This window comes from Nocardia sp. CC227C (genome assembly GCF_030767025.1).
Lineage (GTDB): Bacteria > Actinomycetota > Actinomycetes > Mycobacteriales > Mycobacteriaceae > Nocardia.
This window is the reverse complement of record NZ_JASITE010000009.1, coordinates 249,263-266,853: the sequence shown is the minus strand read 5'-3', so window position 1 is coordinate 266,853 and position 17,591 is coordinate 249,263. Positions and strand designations below refer to the sequence as shown.

The 17,591-nt window shown below is 69.4% G+C and carries 16 protein-coding genes; 2 read left to right on the top strand and 14 right to left on the bottom strand.

Annotated elements, in window-relative coordinates:
- Nucleotides 1-99: 99 nt before the first annotated feature.
- Together QMO76_RS20425 and QMO76_RS20420 are read left to right on the top strand one after the other, a co-directional pair.
- Entirely contained in the window at nucleotides 100-3,645 is a 3,546-nt protein-coding gene (locus QMO76_RS20425; protein ID WP_306362917.1) for a BTAD domain-containing putative transcriptional regulator, read from the top strand.
- A complete protein-coding gene (locus tag QMO76_RS20420; protein WP_306362916.1) occupies nucleotides 3,540-4,433 on the top strand; it encodes an arylamine N-acetyltransferase in 894 nt (297 codons plus the stop codon). Before QMO76_RS20425 ends, QMO76_RS20420 begins: the two co-directional genes overlap by 106 nt.
- Before the next feature lie 45 nt (nucleotides 4,434-4,478).
- On the opposite strand, the gene QMO76_RS20415 is transcribed toward QMO76_RS20420, so the two are convergent.
- From QMO76_RS20415 to QMO76_RS20350, 14 genes are all read right to left on the bottom strand, one after another.
- Nucleotides 4,479-4,682, bottom strand: a complete 204-nt coding sequence (locus QMO76_RS20415) for a hypothetical protein (protein WP_306362915.1) — start codon at nucleotides 4,680-4,682, stop codon at nucleotides 4,479-4,481.
- A gap of 135 nt (nucleotides 4,683-4,817) precedes the next feature.
- Complete coding sequence (locus QMO76_RS20410) at nucleotides 4,818-5,132, bottom strand: DUF1707 domain-containing protein (RefSeq protein WP_306362914.1); 315 nt, start codon at nucleotides 5,130-5,132, stop codon at nucleotides 4,818-4,820.
- An 8-nt stretch (nucleotides 5,133-5,140) separates the two neighbouring features.
- On the bottom strand, nucleotides 5,141-5,713 hold the full coding sequence (locus QMO76_RS20405; protein WP_306362913.1) for a hypothetical protein: 573 nt from the start codon (nucleotides 5,711-5,713) through the stop codon (nucleotides 5,141-5,143).
- A 128-nt stretch (nucleotides 5,714-5,841) separates the two neighbouring features.
- Nucleotides 5,842-6,831 (bottom strand): TerC/Alx family metal homeostasis membrane protein, encoded by a 990-nt coding sequence (locus tag QMO76_RS20400; RefSeq protein WP_306362912.1) that lies wholly within the window; start codon nucleotides 6,829-6,831, stop codon nucleotides 5,842-5,844.
- Between the two features lie 281 nt (nucleotides 6,832-7,112).
- On the bottom strand, nucleotides 7,113-7,424 hold the full coding sequence (locus QMO76_RS20395) for a hypothetical protein (protein ID WP_306362911.1): 312 nt from the start codon (nucleotides 7,422-7,424) through the stop codon (nucleotides 7,113-7,115).
- 25 nt (nucleotides 7,425-7,449) lie between these two features.
- Complete coding sequence (locus QMO76_RS20390; protein WP_306362910.1) at nucleotides 7,450-8,691, bottom strand: oxygenase MpaB family protein; 1,242 nt, start codon at nucleotides 8,689-8,691, stop codon at nucleotides 7,450-7,452.
- A 290-nt stretch (nucleotides 8,692-8,981) separates the two neighbouring features.
- Nucleotides 8,982-9,653: a hypothetical protein gene (locus QMO76_RS20385; protein WP_306362909.1), complete on the bottom strand. Its 672-nt coding sequence runs from the start codon at nucleotides 9,651-9,653 to the stop codon at nucleotides 8,982-8,984.
- Nucleotides 9,654-9,663: 10 nt separating this feature from the next.
- Nucleotides 9,664-10,842, bottom strand: a complete 1,179-nt coding sequence (locus tag QMO76_RS20380) for an MCE family protein (protein WP_306362908.1) — start codon at nucleotides 10,840-10,842, stop codon at nucleotides 9,664-9,666.
- A complete protein-coding gene (locus tag QMO76_RS20375; protein WP_306362907.1) occupies nucleotides 10,839-11,984 on the bottom strand; it encodes an MCE family protein in 1,146 nt (381 codons plus the stop codon). The genes QMO76_RS20380 and QMO76_RS20375 overlap by 4 nt, the downstream gene beginning before the upstream one ends.
- Complete coding sequence (locus tag QMO76_RS20370) at nucleotides 11,981-13,084, bottom strand: MCE family protein (RefSeq protein WP_306362960.1); 1,104 nt, start codon at nucleotides 13,082-13,084, stop codon at nucleotides 11,981-11,983. The genes QMO76_RS20375 and QMO76_RS20370 overlap by 4 nt, the downstream gene beginning before the upstream one ends.
- 32 nt (nucleotides 13,085-13,116) lie before the next feature.
- The gene (locus QMO76_RS20365) at nucleotides 13,117-14,136 is read right to left on the bottom strand and encodes an MlaD family protein (RefSeq protein WP_306362959.1); all 1,020 of its coding nucleotides are present in this window, start codon (nucleotides 14,134-14,136) and stop codon (nucleotides 13,117-13,119) included.
- Complete coding sequence (locus QMO76_RS20360; RefSeq protein WP_306362906.1) at nucleotides 14,133-15,155, bottom strand: MCE family protein; 1,023 nt, start codon at nucleotides 15,153-15,155, stop codon at nucleotides 14,133-14,135. Before QMO76_RS20360 ends, QMO76_RS20365 begins: the two co-directional genes overlap by 4 nt.
- A 12-nt stretch (nucleotides 15,156-15,167) precedes the next feature.
- The gene (locus QMO76_RS20355) at nucleotides 15,168-16,718 is read right to left on the bottom strand and encodes an MlaD family protein (protein WP_306362905.1); all 1,551 of its coding nucleotides are present in this window, start codon (nucleotides 16,716-16,718) and stop codon (nucleotides 15,168-15,170) included.
- A gap of 8 nt (nucleotides 16,719-16,726) precedes the next feature.
- Nucleotides 16,727-17,590, bottom strand: a complete 864-nt coding sequence (locus QMO76_RS20350; RefSeq protein WP_306362904.1) for an ABC transporter permease — start codon at nucleotides 17,588-17,590, stop codon at nucleotides 16,727-16,729.
- Between the last annotated feature and the right edge of the window lies 1 nt (nucleotide 17,591).

Genomic DNA, 17,591 nt, shown 5'->3' with positions numbered 1-17,591 from the left:
CCACGCTGCGCGCCGGGAGTTCCGGGAGGGCTCCGGGAGGGCTCCGGAGATTTCGCGGCTGCTCCGGTCGCGTCCGAGCGCACCCCTACCCTGGTGATCATGCGGTTCGGAATGCTCGGTGCTCTGACGGTCTGGACGACGGACGGCACACCGGTGCCGATTCCGGAGCAGCGGGTTCGGACGCTGCTGGCCGCCCTGCTGGTGCGGGAGGGACGGCCGGTACCCGCCGACACCCTGATCGACGAGGTATGGGGTGAGCGGCTGCCCGCCGATCCGCGGCGGGTGCTGCGCGCCAAGCTCTCGCTGCTGCGCGGCGTCCTGGAACGCGCCGAACCGGATGGGCGCGAGCGGCTCGACCACGGTCCCGGCGGCTACCGGCTCCGCGCCGCCGACGACGATGCCCGGCGGTTCCGGGCGCGCGCCACCGCGACCCGCGCCGTCGCCGATCCGGCGGCCCGCGTCGCCGGATTCGCCGACGCGCTGGCACTGTGGCGCGGTCCCGCCCTGGCCGACTTCCCCGACACACCGTTCGCCCGTCCGTTCGCCGACCGGCTCGACGACGAGCGGATCACCACCGTCGAGGACTGGGCCGAGGCGCGGCTGGCCGCGGGCGACGACGACGGCCTCGCCGACGAACTCGGCGGCTGGGCGGTCGAGCATCCGCTGCGGGAGCGGCTGCACGCCGCCTACCTGCGCGCCCTGTACCGGTTCGGGCGGCAGGCCGAGGCATTGCACCACTACGAGGGACTCCGCCACCGTCTCGCGGAGGAGTTGGGCGTCGATCCGGGCCCGGAGCTCACCACCGCGCACGAGGAGATTCTTCGACGCGAGCTGCCGGTCCGGGCCACCCCCGCGATCGCCGTCCGGACTGCGGACCCGGATCGGCGAGTGCGCGGCAATCGCATTCCGGCACATACCGATGCGCTCGTCGGCCGCGAGCATGAACTCGACGAGATCGACGAATTGCTCACCGGCGCGCACCGCCTCGTCACCCTGACCGGTCCCGGCGGTGTTGGCAAGACCCGGCTCGCCATGGAGGTCGCGCGCGGCATGGCGGCCGGAGACCGGTTCCGCGACGGGGTGTGGCTGGTGGAGCTCGCCGCCGTGGCCGCGCCCGGCGGAGCGTCGGTGGCGCGAACGGTGGCGCGGATACTCGATATCCGGCTCGACACTCCGGAGTTCGACACTCCGGAGAACGAGAGTGCCGACCCGCCGGGCGCGCGGCCGGACGCCGCGGAACCGGATCGACCGCCACACCCCGATATCGAGGCGCTGGAGGCCGACCGCCTGGCCCGTGCCCTGCGCGACTGCCGGTGTCTGCTGGTCCTGGACAACTGCGAGCATGTGCGGTCATCCGCTGCCGCCCTGGTGCTCCGCCTCCTGCGTACCGCCCCCGAACTCCAGTGTCTGGTGACCAGTCGGCAGCCGCTGGACCTACCCGGCGAGCGGATGGTGGAGGTGCCGCCGCTCGGCTGCCCGCCGCCCGAGAGCATGGGTCCGGACCGTGCCGGGGCGCTGCCGCCCGAGCCGGGGCCGCTGGAATCCTTTGCCGCCGTTCGGCTGTTCGCCGCGCGGGCGGCGGCATCGGCTCCCCGATTCGTCCTCGACGAGCGGACGGCCCCCACCGTCGCGGCGATCTGCCGTCGCCTGGACGGGTTGCCGTTGGCGCTGGAACTGGCCGCACGCCGGGTGCGCTCCCTCGGCGTGGAGCAGCTCAGCGCCCGGCTCGACGACCGGTTCCGGGTGCTGGGCGGCGCACCGCGCACCGGCGTGCCGGATCGGCAGCAGACCCTGCGGGCCACCATCGACTGGAGCTGGGACCTGCTCGACCACGCCGAACGCGCGGTGCTGCGCAGCCTGGTCGTGCACGTCGACGGCTGCACCCTCGACGCCGCCGAGGCGGTGGCCGCCGAGCTGACCGGCATCGCCGTCGACGAGGTGCTCGACATACTCGCGCGGCTGGTCGACCGCTCGCTGGTCGATATGGTGGACGGTCCCGGTGGACCGCGCTACCGCCTGCTGGAATCGATCGGCGCGTACGCGGCCGAGCAGCTCGACGCGGCCGGGGAACGCGCGCGCGCCGAGGCCGCCCATCTGCGTTACTACACGGCCCTGGTCGCGCCGGTGCACGACGGGGTGCGGAGTGCGGGGCAGCGCACCTGGCTGCGGCGGCTCGACGCCGAACACGCCAATCTCCGAACGGCTTTCGACACCGCCGTGCGTCATCGCGACACCGCGGCGGCACTGCATCTCGCCGTCGACCTGTTCTGGTACCGGTGGATCCGCGGGCTGCACGGCGAGGCACGCCGGTCGCTCACCGCGGCGCTGGCACTGCCGAGCCCGCCCGCGGGCGGGCTCGCCGCATCGCGGGCGCGCGCCGGCGCCTTCCACACCTATCTGCGGCTGGTCGCCCGGGAGGTGGCGGAGCCGGTGCGCGCGGCGACGGACGCGCTCGCCGCATTCGACAACACCGGCGATGCGGACGGGAGGTCGTTCGCCCAGTGGCTTTTCGGTCCGGCGCTGGTCGAAACCGGTGATCTCGCGGTCGCCGAGAATATGACCGGCCGTGCGCTGTCCGCGTTCCGAGCGCGCGGCGACCGCTGGGGCATCGCCGCGGCGCTGGGCAACCGCATCCATCTGGCGTACCTGCGCGGCGGGCGGCCGACCTTCGATACCGATGGCGCGCAGGCATTGCGGCTGTTCACCGAACTCGGTGACGACTGGGGCCGGATGGAGGCGATGGGCCTGCTGTGGTGGCATGCGGAGAATACCGGCGACGCGGCAGCGGCCGAGCGCATCGCCGGCGAGGGGCTGGCCCTCGCCGAGGAACTGCGTATGTGGGAGAAGGTCACCTTCTGGCACTGCTGCCGGGGCCGCAACGCCCTGGTGCGAGGTGAGCCGGAGGCCGCGGTCGACCACTACACCCGGGCCGAACGGCTGTCCGCCGCGCACGGTGAGGCCTACGGGGTCCGGCTGGCCCGGCGTGGACTCGGCATGGCGCTGCGTCGGCTCGGCCGCCTCGCCGAGGCGCGGGTTCGGTTGGGGGAGTGGCTGGGTGACGATCCGGGCGACCAGCAATCGCTCGATGTGCTGCTCGTCCGTTCCGAACTGGGGTTTCTGGCCGATCAGTGCGGTGATACCGCCGAATCCGTGCGGCAGCACGGGCAGGCGGTCGCGGCGGCGTCGGCGCTCGACGATCCGGGATTGCTCGGTGCGGCGCTGACCGGGCTGGCGGGCGCGTACGCGCGGTGCGGCCGGGAACCGGCGGCGACGGTGGCGCGGCTGTTCGGTGCGGCCGAGATCCTGCGCGGTCTCGCGGACGCCACGGTGCCGCCGCTGTATCGCCCCGATGTCGAGCGGACCGCCGCCGAACTCCGCGAGTACCTGGTCGCCCGCGGAGTCGCCGGCGAGATGGCGGCGGTGTCCACGCCGGCCGAGGCCCGGGAACTCGCCGCCGGGTTCCGGAACCCGGCCGGAGCGGTACCGGAATCCGGGCGTCGCACGCTGGTCACGGAGCACACCGATGCTGAGGAGGACCAGTGGAAACCAATGCACAGACCGATTTCGTCGACCCGTACGGATGGGACGGCGACCTGCTCGACCTCGACGCCTATCTGCACCGGATCGGATACACCGGCCCCCTGACCCGTTCCCGCGCGACGCTGGCGGCCTTGAACCACGCGCACGTCACCACCTTCCCCTTCGAGAACCTCGATGTCATGGCGGGCCGTGCGATCCGCTTGGACGTGCCCTCGTTGCAGGACAAGTTCGTGCGCCGCGGCCGCGGCGGCTACTGCTACGAGCAGAACTGCCTGTTCGCCGCCGTACTGGAACGGCTGGGATTCACCGTGACCGGTGTCAACGCCCGCATTCTGGGCGGCTCCCCGGACCATGTGCTGCGCGCCGCGGGGCACACCGCGCTGCTGATCGCCTGGGACGACCACTTCCTGTTCACCGATGTCGGCGTGGGCGCGGTCGGCACCCCCGAACCGGTGGACCTCGCGCCGGGCCGACCGGTCACCCACCCCGACGGCCGCCGCACCCGGCTGGACCGCACCGATCACGGTCTGTGGGTGCTGTACAGCGATACCGGCGCCGGGTGGCAGACCGTCCACAAGTTCAGCACCGATCGCGCCTTCCGCGCCGATTACGTCGATGCCAACTACATCGCCCAGCACCATCCGCGCTCACCGTTCCACAAGACCTATCTCATCGACCTGTTCGATGGCGCGGTGCACCGGGAGTTGCGCGGACTCACGGTGGTGCACACCGGATCCGACGGTGCGCGCACGGAACGGACGCTGACGCCCGCCGCGGTGCCGGGCGCGGTGGAGGAGCTGTTCGGCATCGCGCTGTCGCCCACGGAGCGCGAACTCATGGTCCGTCGTTCCCGGCCCATCTCCGACGGGGAACTCATGGGTGACCGGTCGTGAACGCGTGACCGCGGGCGGAGCGAGGTCCAGGCGGCGTCGGCGGCGTCAGGAGGGGCAGCCGACCGCCGCCGAGGATCCGGTGGTGAGTGCGGCGACCAGTCCGGCGAGCAGCCCGGCCGCGCATTCGGCGGACCAGCTCATCGCATTGGCGGAGACGGGTGTGGCGGCGGGGTCGGCGTGTGCGGCGGCACCGCTGGTCAGGGCCGCGGCGACGAACAGGACGAGAATCGGGCGAGACAGTGTGCGCATGAGAGGCTGGCCTCCGCTGTCATTTGGGGACGGATGCTGATCGCTTGCGCCCGGACGCTATCAGCGGCATCGGATCGAGCACAGCCGTCGGTTTCCGGGGCACCGGTGTTCGGTCACCGCTCCGGGCCGCCGCCGTCAGCCGCCCAGCATCGCGCCGATTCCCAGCACCGCGACCACCGCGACCAGCACCAGCAGGAAGGCGGCGACGGCGACGAGTGCGCCGATGATCAAGGGGCGCAGTGGATTCTGGATCGTCGTCGTCACCGTGGCGGCGGGGAGGTCGCGGGTCAGGCGGTCGAGGTCGCTGCGGCGGCGGGCGTGGGCGGCGGCTTCGGCGCGGGCGGAGAACTCCTCGGGGGTCAGGGTACCGGCCGCGAGTTGGGTGCGGAGCAGGCCGATGACCTGCTCGCGGTCGGCATCGGTGGCACGGGGGGAGGGGCCGAGGGGCATGGACGCCTTCACTGTCTGGTCGGGTGGTTCAACTGTCGCCATTCGGCGGCCCAGGCGGTGTCGCGCCGGTGGTCGATGGCGGCCCGCCCGGCCCAGATCAGCAGTCCGGCGGCGGACCAGACCGAGAACAGCACCACCATGCCGGCGCCGATGCCGTCGAGGACGGCGCCATCGGTGCGCCGGGGCGGGTCGACCGGGGTGCCGTCCGCTCCGATCCACACCGGGACCTCGTCGCCGCGACCGGCGTCGAAGGGGACGGGTGCGGTTCGGATGTGCTCGCGCCCCTCCTCGCGCCACGACACGGTGGCCTGGAATCGTCGCTCCGATTCCTGGTGCGTCGGATCGTCGGTGATCGTGGCGGTGACGAGTGTCTTCCCGGCGTTGTCGGCCAGAATGCGGCTGCTCGTGCGACTGTAGGCTTCGGTGCCGACCGCGCCCGCGATGGGGATGACGAGCAGGCTGAGCGCCAGCAGTGTTGCGAGGGCGACGGTTTCGAAGCGCAGGGACGCGGGCATCAGGGGGTTGGCGTTCCACGGTCGCATCCGCCAGAGCCGGACCGAGAGCGACGGGTAACCAGACATCGCAGTCACCCACTTCCGGCGAACTGGCTGTCGTCATGTACGCGCGATTGGTCGCACCTGCGATTATCCCATGGTGGCGGGCGAAAGTCAGACGATCCGTCGATGGCACTGCGGCCGTGGGCATTCCATCAGTCGGATTTATCGGTGGCGTCCAATGAACCGGTGTTCGGGGACGGGGCCGGTTCCTCCGGCAGTGGTCGGCGGATGCTGACCACCACCGAGATCGTGAGCACCACTACCACCACCGCCAGGCTCACCGGTGATGGGATCTCGGGGACAGCGGGTGTGATCGTCTTGTGCGCGGCCTGCAGGATGAGCTTCACGGCGATGAAACCGAGGATGATCGCCAAGCCCGTGGACAGATGGTGGAAGCGCGCGAGCATTCCGGAGAGCAGGAAGTACAGGGCGCGCAGGCCGAGAATGGCGAACGCGTTGCTGGAGTAGACGATGAGCGGTTCCTGGCTGACGGCCAGCACCGCGGGCACGCTGTCGACGGCGAAGACGATATCGGCCGCCTCGATGGCCACGACCACCACCAGCAGGGGCGTGGCGACCCACCGGCCCGCCGAGCGGACGAAGAAGTGCGCGCCGGCGTACTCGTGCTGAATCGGCATGATCCGGCGCACCAACCGCACCGCCGTACTCTTGCCGGGGTCGAAGGAGCTGTCGTCGTCGGTGAGGAGTTTGTAGGTGCTGTAGAGCAGGATCGCGGCGAAGACGAACAGCACGGCGGTGAACTGCTGCACCACGGCGACGCCGAGGAGCAGGAAGATGCCTCGGAAGACGAGTGCGCCCAGGACGCCGAGGAACAGCACGCGGTGCTGGTACTCGCGAGGCACCTGGAAGTAGCCGAAGATCAGCGCGAACACGAAGAGGTTGTCCACCGACAGGCTCTTCTCGAGCAGCCAGGCGGTGGTGAAGTCCACCGACGCGGTCGGGCTGACCACGACGGCGACGAGTATCGCGAAGGCCAGCGAGAGAACGATCCAGAGAATGCTCCAGCGCAGCGCTTCTTTGAAACCGATGACATGCGGACCGCGGTGCGCGACGAGGTCGACGACGAGACCGACGACCAGGACAGTGACGAAGACTGCCCACAGCCAGATGGGGACGTCCATTTCCGCCGCTCCTCGGATGCTAGGCCCAGTGTGGAGTCGGGTCGCGCCGCACGGTGGGGTGGCGGCTCGACCCGGGGAACCGGCGCGCCGCCGGGATAGCTGCGGCGACGCCTATGTGCTTTCGGTTCTCGGTGTTTCGCGTCCGACCGGTCTCGTATCGACCCGGCCGCCCTATCGACAAATGTACCGGAGCCGTGTGCCGTGCCCGGGTTTCCGGCTGCCACCACCTCCGCGGGCGACGGCGGCTCCCCCCTCGCCGCCGACGTCGGAATGGTCGTTGTTCAGTAGACCCGGGGCGCGCAGGGGCTGGGCAACGCCGACATGGTGGCCATATCGCAGATGGCGCCGGTCATGATGTGCAGGGGTGCGGCGACCAGCAGGGCGAGGATGCCGATGACATTGCCCTGCTGGGCGAACAGGGCGAGGGATTCCGCCGCGGCCGATCCGGAGTCCAGGGCCGAGGAGCCGGTGTCGTCGGCGACGGTGACCGCGGGGGTCGGTGCGGGAGCTGGTTCGGCGGAGGACTGCGCGGCGGTGAGGACGAGGGTGGTCGCCGCGATCGAGGCGAAGCCGATGTGCAGTGGGGTACGCATGGGGAACTCCTGAGAAGGTGGGTCGTCAGCGTGGGGGCTGGCTGAGATCGCGGTTCATGGTGGGGATTTCGATGCTGATCGGCATGCGCAGGTCGGACAGGTAGATCAGGGCGGCCTGGCGCAGGAATTCGTCGAACATCCAGTACGCCTCCTGGGTGGGCGGGACGGCGGTGAGCACGCCCTCGCGGACCGCGATGAACGGTCCCCAGCTCACCCGCAGCAGTGGGTCCCAGAGGATTTCGCGGGGAATGCCCAGGCCGTCGGCGATCTCGTCGCCGAGCAGGAAGCGGGTGAACGCGCCGAGCACCGGCCGGGTGACGATGGACAGGTCCAGCTGGTTGCCCAGGCCGAGCAGCCGGTCGGCGAGCTTCGCGCCCTCCGGGGTCACCGCGATGATCGGGTCGAGCACCTGTGCCGCTTGGGAATCGGCCTCCGCCCACGAGTTGGGGATGTACTCGTCGTGGATGCCGAGCATATGCGCGGCCACCTGCCAGGAGTGCAGGAAGGCATCGGATTCGTGGGCGGGGATCGGCACCCGCCAGGCGGTGAGATGCTTCATGACCGTGGTCGGCAGGCTGTGCCAGGTGACCATCATGTCGTTCTGGCTGATCGGAATGTCTTCGGTGGCCATGGCCTTCCAGTGCGGCGACTGCGGCAGCAGATGCCGCACCCCGGCGTGGGCGAGCCTGGTTTTGACGCAGGTCACCACCATTTCGCCGTCGGGAGCGTAGGCATTGTGGGTGCCGATGTCGTAACCGAGCTTGGCGGTCTTGGAGATGCGGTCGCGCAGGTCGTGCCCGCCCTTGGAGTAGTAGACCGCGCGGGCCTCCTTGGGGATGACGGTGCTCATCATGCCGCTGGCCAGCCCGTACAGCACACCGAGATAGAGACCGCGCTTCTTGTTGAAGTCGACGGCGGTGGTCAGCTTCGCCGGATCGGTCCAGTGCGGCATCTGCCGGGCGTATTCCATGAAGTCGCGCAATTCCGTCGGCAGTCCGGCGGGCAGGGGTTGACCGTTGCGGGTCCAGGTCCGCAGCAGTTCATTGACGCGGGACACCTCGCCGCTGTCGATGACACGGGCGATCACGGGATCGGCTTCGGCGTCCCAGACATACATCGGATCGGTTCCGGCCCCGGTTCCGGCCACCGAGCCCTCCGGTGACCAGGTCCACGGTTGCGCCCGCGCGGGCGTCACGGCAGCCAGCGCACCGAAAGCGCCTAGTGCCCCACCGACTTTCAGCGCATGTCGCCTGCTGAGATTGTCCATGTTCACTGCTCCTCATCGAGACTTCGCAGCAGGTGAGGCACTGAAACGCTCACCGTATCTGCGTACCATTGATGAGAGCACATTGTGGTGGGCATCACAAGGTTGATCGGCGATTCCATGCGGCTGCCGCTGTTCGCAAGCACCGTCTCAGGAGGTGGGATCCATGATCGCCGACGTGCGCCACCGCCGCCGAGCGACCCGCGGTTCCCCGGGCGACCGCCGAGGCCCGGACATGCCGGTGCGCGGGACGGCGGCGCGCTGAGGCGTCGGTCCCGGTCCGGGTGCCGCGGTCAGGACTGCGGCAGCTGCGCCAGCGGCGATTGGAGCTTGTTCACCAGCCACCGATCCCCGGACCGCTCCAACCACATCACCATGGACAGCTGTCCGGGCGCAGGTTGGCCCTGGGTGCCCAGACTCGTGATGGTCTGGCCGATCACGACGATGGCCTCGGCGGAGTCCTCGTCGCCGGTGCGGATGGCGCACTGCACGTCCTTGGATTCGGCCACCACCTCGCCCTGGGTCAGCACCTCGCGCAATTCCTTGCTGGTGGAGTCGAATTGGTCGCGCCATTCACCGGCCGCCCCGTCGAGCACCGCCGTGAAGTAGCTGTCGAGGTCCTCGGCGTCGTAGGTGACCAGAACGGGCGCGTAGGCGCAGGCCGCCGCGCGGGCGTCCGCGTGGGCCGCGAGCAGATTCTCGTTGTGCCTGTTGTCGCGGAACAACACGATGGTCGAGACGGCGAGTGCGATCAGCGCCACGACCGCGGCCACTCGCAGCGCCATCGGTCCCCAGCGGCCGAACGAGGGCAGTGCGACGGTGAACGATCGCGCGGTCCGTTCGCCGGGGTCCGGCTCGGCCGACCGCTCGCCGGACGCCTTCTCGACCGTGACCACCGGCTCGGCGGGCGGGGCGGCCGCCGGTTCGGGACCGGTTTCGGTCGCCTCGATTTCCTTGTCGCCCATACGTGTTCTCCTATCGGCCGGGGACGGGTTGGGACAGTTCGTTTCCGTTCACGCCCGGTGGCGCCGTCGCGCCGTTGTCGGGCACGTCGGGCCGCGGCGCGTTGGCGGAGCCGCGGATCTGCAGGGCCGGATCATCGGTGACGCAGTAGTTGTACAAACGCACGCGGGTGTCGGTGACCGCCGCGCCGGGGGCCACGGGGATGGTGTCGTATTCGCACCACGGGCGCGGCCAAGGGTCGACGAGGGTGTGATACGCGCCGTCGTGGGCGGGAATGCCGATGGCCTCCGATCCGGCCCGCAGGGCCGGGAACAGGGCCGCGATGGCGGGCGCACGCAGTTTCGCGGCCTTGGTGATGGCGACGAAGTTGGTCACCAGATCGGTGATCGGGTCCCGGGTGCGGCTGACGAATCCGCCGATGGTCGACAACCGGCCCGGACCGTGGGTGAGGAAGTCGCGGACCTCGGCGTCGGCGGCGGTGAGCTGTTCGAACAGGACGGTGCCCGCGTTGGTGATCGTGCCCAGATCGGGTTGCGCGTGGGAGGTGGTCTCGCCGATCACCATGAGATTCCGCAGCAGCGCCTGCGTCTGGGGCAGCAGGTCGGTGAGCCCGGCCATGGCACGGCTGATGCCGGAGATCATGTTGCGCAGCTGATCCGGTCCACCCGCGAGCGCCTTGTCCAGCTCGTCGATGATGACGTCGAGCCGGTGCGGATTCATGCCGTCGACGAAGTCGGCGAGGTTGGCGAGCACCGATTGGATCGGCACCGGGGTGGTGGTGCGTTCTCGCTCCACCACCGCGCCGTCCTCGAGGTAGGGACCGGATTCGCGGTCCGGCCGGAAGTCCAGGTACTGCTCGCCCGCCGAGGACAGGCGGCCGACCGCGACGGTGCCGCCGGCGGGAATGCGTACGCCGTCGTCGATGTCGGCGACCGCGGCGATGCCGTCGGCGGTCACCCGTACCTCCGCGACGCGGCCGACGCGTACCCCGCGGAAGTTGACGTCGTTGCCCTCGAGCAGTCCGCCCGAGGACGACAGCAGCACCGTCACCGTGTAGGTGTACGGAATCGGGTTGAAGCGCAGCACATTCGCGCCGAGATAGCCGCAGCCCAGCAGCAACACCACGACCAGGCCGATATTGGCGAGGCCGATGCGGTGCCGGACCACCCGGCGCCAGAGGGAGGAGTTCACCGCCCGCCCTCCTCGTTCAGCGGTGGCTCGGCCGGGGCCTGGGTGGTCGGCACCGGTCGCGGCGGACTGTTGAGCCGTCCGAACACCTTCTCCAGCACCTGGGTGAAGCTGCCGATGAATGCCGGGATGTCGCTCGCCTCGGGCCAGCGGCTGCCGCTCGGATCGGTGAGCGCGCCGATGCTCAGGTAGGAGATCGTGGCCGCCACCGCCAGGGTCGGTCCCTCCATGCTCGCCATGAGCGAGGGGTAGATGGTGTGCAGGCCGTCCAGCGTCGCGGTCAGATCGGTGGACCGGGCGAAGGCGGACATGAGCTGCTGGATGCTGTCGAAGAGGTCGACGAGGTCGCCGCCGGTGGTATCGCTGAAGTCCTGGAGAGCGGCGGTGGTGGTCGACACCTTGGTCAGCAGGTCCACGATGCTCTGGTTGTTCTCGCTCAGCAGGGCGATCAGGGCGGGAAAGGTGTCGGCGGCCTGGCCCAGTTCGGCCTTGCGGGAGGCCAATTCGGCGGTCAGGACGTCGAGCCCGCCGAGGACGTTGTCGAGATCGCCGGTTCGTCGGTTGAGCGCATCGATGACGCCGGTCATCTCGGTGAGCAGGTGGGCCAGCTGCGGTCCGCGTCCGGCGAACATCGAATTCAGCTGTGCGGTGATGCGGGCGGCCTGGTTGATGCCACCGCCGTTGATCAGCAGCGAGATCGACATCATCAGCTGTTCCACCGACGCGCCCGTCGCGGTGTGGTCGGCGTCGATGGTGTCGCCGGACCGCAGCGGTTCCCCGGCATCCGCCGCCGCGGGTAGCGTCACGGCGACGAACATGTCGCCCAGCGGGGTTGCTTGGCGCAGTTCGACGGTGGTGCCGCGGGGCAGCCGGATGTCCTCGCGGATGAGCATTTCCACATCGGCGAGGAAGTTGGTGGTGCTGATATCGGTGACCACGCCGATGTCGGCGCCACCGATCTTCACGTGCGCGCGATCGGGCAGATTGAGGGTGTCGCGGAAGATCGCGTGGATGGTGTAGCCGGGCGCGCCGATGCCGGGCTCGGGCATCGGGATGTTCTCCACGGTGACCGTGCAGCCGGTCGAGCCCGTCAAAACTGCCGCGGTGATCGCCACGGCGGTAACGAATGTGGCCGGTTTTCTCATTTCATCTCCGTGATGCCCAGCAGCGCGGCGGTGAGGCCGAAGTCGGGGCCGAAGTCGGCGATCTTGCCGGTGCGGCAGCCGTCCAGCCGCATCTGGACGCGTTCGCAGAACAGCGCCAGCGCCTCGCTGTCGAGAACGACCTTGTCGAGCAGGCCGTGCAGCCGCAGCGCCTGATGCTCGCGGCTGGTGGCATTGGCCAGGTTCTGGAACATGAGCGGCCCGACGTCCACGATCTCGGTGAGACCGCGCGCGTTGGCGCGCATCTGGGTGGTGATCTCGACGAAGCGGGTCAATGCCCCGGACAGCTGGTCGGAGTTGTCGCCGACGAGCGCGGCGGTGTTGGCGAGGAAGTCGTTGAGCTGGGTGAGCACCGCTTGCAGCCCCGGGGCCTGCTGGCCCATCAGCTCCACCAGCTCGGTCAGGCGACCGCTGAAATCCCGGACCGTCTGGTCGTTCTGGGCGATGATCTGCGTGATCTCATTGAGCTTCACGATGGTGTTGGCGATCTGGTCCTTGTTCGCCAGGGTCACCTCGAAGGCCGAGGACATCGCGTCCAGGGTCTCGCGCAGTCGATCGCCATTCCCGTTCAGCAGCGGGAACAGCACTCGGCTGGCCATCGGCCCGGTCTCGTTGTCGCCCGCGAGCGCCGCGCCGAGCTGGTCGAAATTCTCGAGGATGCGATCGAGCTCGACGGGGGTGCGGGTGCGCTGCAACGGCAGGTGCGCACCGTTGGCGAGGGTCGGCCCGGTCCCGCCGTAGGCCGGGGCCAGTTCGACGTGCCGATTGGTGATCAGCTGCGGATTCACCAGTGCCGCAATGACATCGGCCGGAAGTTCGACGTCCGAGTCGATGCTCATCACGACTTCGACATAGCGGCCGCGCGGGGTGACGGTCTCGACCGTGCCGACCGGCACGCCCAGGACGGCGACCTCGTTGCCGGCATACAGCCCGGCCGTGTTCTCGAAGTCCGCGCTGATCCGCATCCGGTCGCCCAGATACCGTTCGGGGATATCGGTGACCGCGCGCGGCAGCAGGGAGCAGCCGGTGGCCAGCAGCGCGACCGCGCCGAGCGCGGCGACTTTGGCGATGAGACGGTTCATGGTCACTGGAAAACCTGTCATTGGAAAGCCTGTCACTGGCACCCCTGATTCACCTGTGCGAAGCACAGCCAGTTGTCCGGAAACAGCCACGGCGCGTACACATTTCCGTACGGGCCGTCGCCGAGCACATTGTTGAACTGCCGCAGCGCGACCGGCATGATCTCGTAGAGCCGGTCGAGGTTGTCGCGGTTCTTCACCAAACCCTCGGACATGGTGTCGAGATCGTGGATGAGCGGACCGATCCGGTTGTCGTTCTCCAGGCCCATCTCTTGGAGCAGCCGCGACAGTTCGGCGACATTGTCGAGCAGCATGCGCAGCAGTTCCTGCCGCTTCTGTACCGCCGCACCGATCGCCTCGCCCCGGGTCAGCAACAGCAGCACGCTGTTCTGATTGTCGGCGACCAGCCCCGACACCTGGTCCATGCCCTTCAGCAGGGTGTCGACCGCGTCGCGGCGGTCGTCGATCACCTTGGCGAGCGCGCCGATGCTGTCCAGCGCCTGGACGGCCAGCTCGGGTGATTCGCCCATCTGCTGGTCGACCACATCGAGTGCGGCGCGCAGCTTCTCGGGGTCGATGCGCTCGATGCGCTCGAAGGAGTTCCGGTACTGCGGATCCTGCACCACCTTGCTCAGGTTGTACGGCACGGTGGTCCGATCGATCCGAATGCGGTCGTCGGGCAAGCCGTTCCCGTCACCGGGCACGAGGTCGACGTGCAGGCGGCCGAGAATGGTGGACATCTCGACGACGGCGCGGGCGTCCGCGCCCAATCGCAGATCGCGGCGGACCTTCATGGCGACCACGACCTTGTCGCCCTCCAAGCGCACGGCGCTGACCTGGCCGACCTCGATTCCCGAGACGTCCACGGTCGCGCCCGGCCGCAGCCCCGCCGCCTGGGCGAACTCGGCCTCGATGGTCTTGTCGCCGAGGCGCGCCCGCTCGAGCACGATCGACCCGACCAGCAACAGCACGACCGTGGCCGCGGCCAGAAAGCCCAGTCGCAGGGGGCGATTGGCCCACGCGCCGGACAACGACGCCCGCAGATACGCGATCATCTGCACACCTCCGACTGTGCGGGGCCACCGATCTGGGAGAACAGGCCGGGCGGCAGCGCCACGCCCCAGAGCGAGACATCCAGGCGGCACAGGTAGGCATTCCCGTAGGCCCCGTAGCTCGAGAAACGGGCGAGGGCGTTGAGCACCGTGGGCAGTTCCACGGCGGCCTGGTCCAGCGACGCGCCGTTGAGCAGCAGCAGCGCCACACCGGCGCCGGCGTCCTGCTGGGCGCGGGCCAATCCGGGTTTGACCGTGGCGACGATGCGCGACAGCGAATCGGTGGCGGTGGCGATCTGCTCCACCGAACCCTTCAGCGCCTCACCCTGCTGGTAGAAGCCCTCCATCAGGGCGCGGGCCTGAGTGATCAATGTTTCCAGCTCGCCGCTGCGGTTGGCCAGGCCCGCGATGACGCTGCTGAGGTTGGTCAGCACGTCGCCCAGAATCCGGTCGCGCTGACCGAAGGTGTCGGCGAGGTCGGCGGCCTGGGTGATGAGGGCGCTGAGCGACACATTGTTGCCCTGCAACGCCTGGACCAGCGTCTCCGACAGCGAATTGATCTGGTCCGGCTGCAGGACGCTGAACAGTGGCTCGAATCCCGACAGCAGCGCGGAGACGTCGAAGGACGGTTCGGTGCGCTCGATGGGGATCTGGTCTCCGGCGCGCATCGGGGTGCCCGCGTCCCGGCCCGGCATGAGTGCGACATAGCGCTGCCCGATCAGATTCTGGTACCGCACCAGGGCCTTGGTGCTGGTCGTCAGTCGCTGATCGGTGTCGATACGGAAGTCGACGCGAGCGCGGTAGCCGTCGGTGAAGTCGATGTCGTCGACCCGGCCCACGCGCACCCCGGCCATGCGAATGTCATCGCCGACGCGCAACCCGAGTACATCGGTGAACACCGCCGAGTACCGGTCGGTGTCGCCGGCGACCGAACGTTGCAGTGTCGACCAGATGGTGTAGGTCAGCGTGAGCGCGACCACGGTGAACAGGCTGAACCCGATCAGTGCTCGTGTCGATCGCATTGATCCCATTGCTCACGCACCGCCTTCGGGCGCATCGGTGATCTCGAGGTAGCCGCCGCGCAGCACGGAGCCGAGCAGCAGCAACTCGGCGGCGGTGGGGACGCGGCCGAGCAGCGCGGCCACCGCGGCGTCGCCGCGCAGCGTGATTGCGGCGTCGTCGGGCGGCGTGATTGCGGCGTCGTCGCGCGGTGCGACCGCGCCGTCGTCGCGCGAAGTGGGCGCGTCGTCGTGCCGGGCGATCGGTGCGGTCGCGTCGTCCGTCGTGGGTGTGCGCTGGCTCGCGGGCGCGGTGATACCCGGAATGGCCGGAATGCCGGGGATGGCGGGCAGTTGCGGCAGGCCCGGGATCGCGGGCAGCCCCGGCGGGCCGGGCGGTGGCGCATCGGAATTCGCTCCCGGCGCGGGCGCTGCCGGGCTGGGCACCGTCGGCGCGGGACCGGCCGCCGACAGCTGCCCCGGCAGCAGCTGTGGCGGGTAGTGCTGTTCGGGCGCGACCTGCGGCACGCTGGTGCCGCCGCAGCGCGGACCGGCCAGCTCGCCGTAGCGCGGACAGTCCGCGGCCGTGTACTGCTGGAAGGGGGTGAGGCTCACATCCATTTTCCACACCATCTGCTTGCTGGGGCCGAAGCTGAACACTCCTTGGAGTCGCCGCAGCGCCGTATTGAGGTTGGCGATCGAATAGGGAATGGCGTCGGGATCGTCGGCGAGACTGCCGAACAGCTCGTTCAGGCCCGAGACGAGGAACTTGCCGGAATCGGGGTTGGCGGCGAACAGGCCGTTGACGGTGTCGACGGCCGCACCGCCGCCGGTGAGCAGTTCGACGAGCGAAGTCCGTTGCTCGGTCAGGGTTCTCGCCGTGGTGACCGATTCGGAGAGCACCCCGACCAGCTCCGGGGCGGACGCGCTCACCGCGATGGCCGCACGTCCGAGATCGCCGAGCAGCTCGCCCATGCCCGGCAGCGCGCGCACCTCGGTCATCCAGGTGTCGAGGCGTTCGATGGTCGAACCCGGCACCCGGGCGGCCGGATCGAGCGCGGCCGACAGGGTCGCCAGCACCCGGCCCAGCTTCTCGGGCTGGATATTGTCGAGCACGGTGCGCAGTACGTTCAGCGTCGTCTGCAACTGGACGGTGGCGGCGCCGGTGTCCTCGGCGATGGTCGCCCCCGCGCGCAGCCGCTCGGCGGTGGGTGCGTTGTCGACCAGTTCGATCGCGGTGACGCCGAAGATGTTGTTCGGTATGACGCGGGCGGTCACGGTCGCCGGAATCGTGCCCGCCACAGCGGGTTTCAACCAGATCGAGGCCCGTTGGCGCTCGCCGCGGGCGACCACGTCGACGGTGTCGACGCGTCCTACGATCATGCCGCGGAACTTCACATCGGCATTGGCGGGCAGTCCGTCGCCGGTGCTGGTGAGCAGCGCGGTGACGGTCACCTTGTCCTCGAAGCGACCCTCGTAGCGCAGGGCGAGCAGATACATCAGGGCGGCGAACGCGGTGATCATGGTCAGTCCCGCCAGGGAGAGTTGGCGCGCGGTGGGTCCGCGGCCGCTGGGATCGAGCAGCATGGCAGTCCTTATCCCGCGATCCGGAATCCGGGGTCGATACCCCAGATCGCAAGGGTCATAACGAGATCGGCGAAGACCACCACGACGATCACCATCTTGATCGCGCGTCCGGCGGCCACGCCCACCCCTTCGGGTCCGCCGCTGGCCGTGAAGCCGTGGTAGCACTGGATGAACGTCGCGATCATGACGAACAGCACCACTTTGAGCAGCGACCAGAACACGTCGGTGCCGATGAGGAACTGGTAGAAGTAGTGATCGTAGGTGCCCGCCGTGGTGCCGCCGAGAACGAGCACCGAGAGTTTGGTGGCCAGATACGCGACGGCCAAGCCGACGCTGTAGAGCGGGACGATGGTCAGGGCCGAAGCGATCATCCTGGTGCTGACCAGGTACGGCAGCGGCCGGATGGCGATCGATTCGAGCGCGTCGATCTCCTCGGAGATGCGCATGGCTCCCAGTTGCGCGGTGAACCGGCAGCCCGCCTGGATGGCGAAGGCCAGGGTGGCGATGATCGGAGCGAGTTCGCGGGTGATGGCGAAACCGGAGATGGCCCCGGTGAGCGGGCTCATGGTGAGCAGGTTCAGCGCCGCGAACGACTCCATGCCGACCGTGACTCCGGCGAAGCCGCAGAGGATGACGACCACGCCGATGGTGCCGCCGCCGACCACCAGGGAACCGTTGCCCCATCCGACGTCGGCGGTCAGCCGCAGCACCTCTTTGCGATAGTGCTTCAGTACGAAGGGGATCGCGGCCAGCGCCTGGAAGAAGGTGACGGCCTGATGGCCCAGCCGCTGATTCGCCCGCACCGGCACGGCGACCGCTTGGCCGACGACGCGCGCGGGTTTCAGCGCGGGCGGGGTGTATGCGCTGCTCACG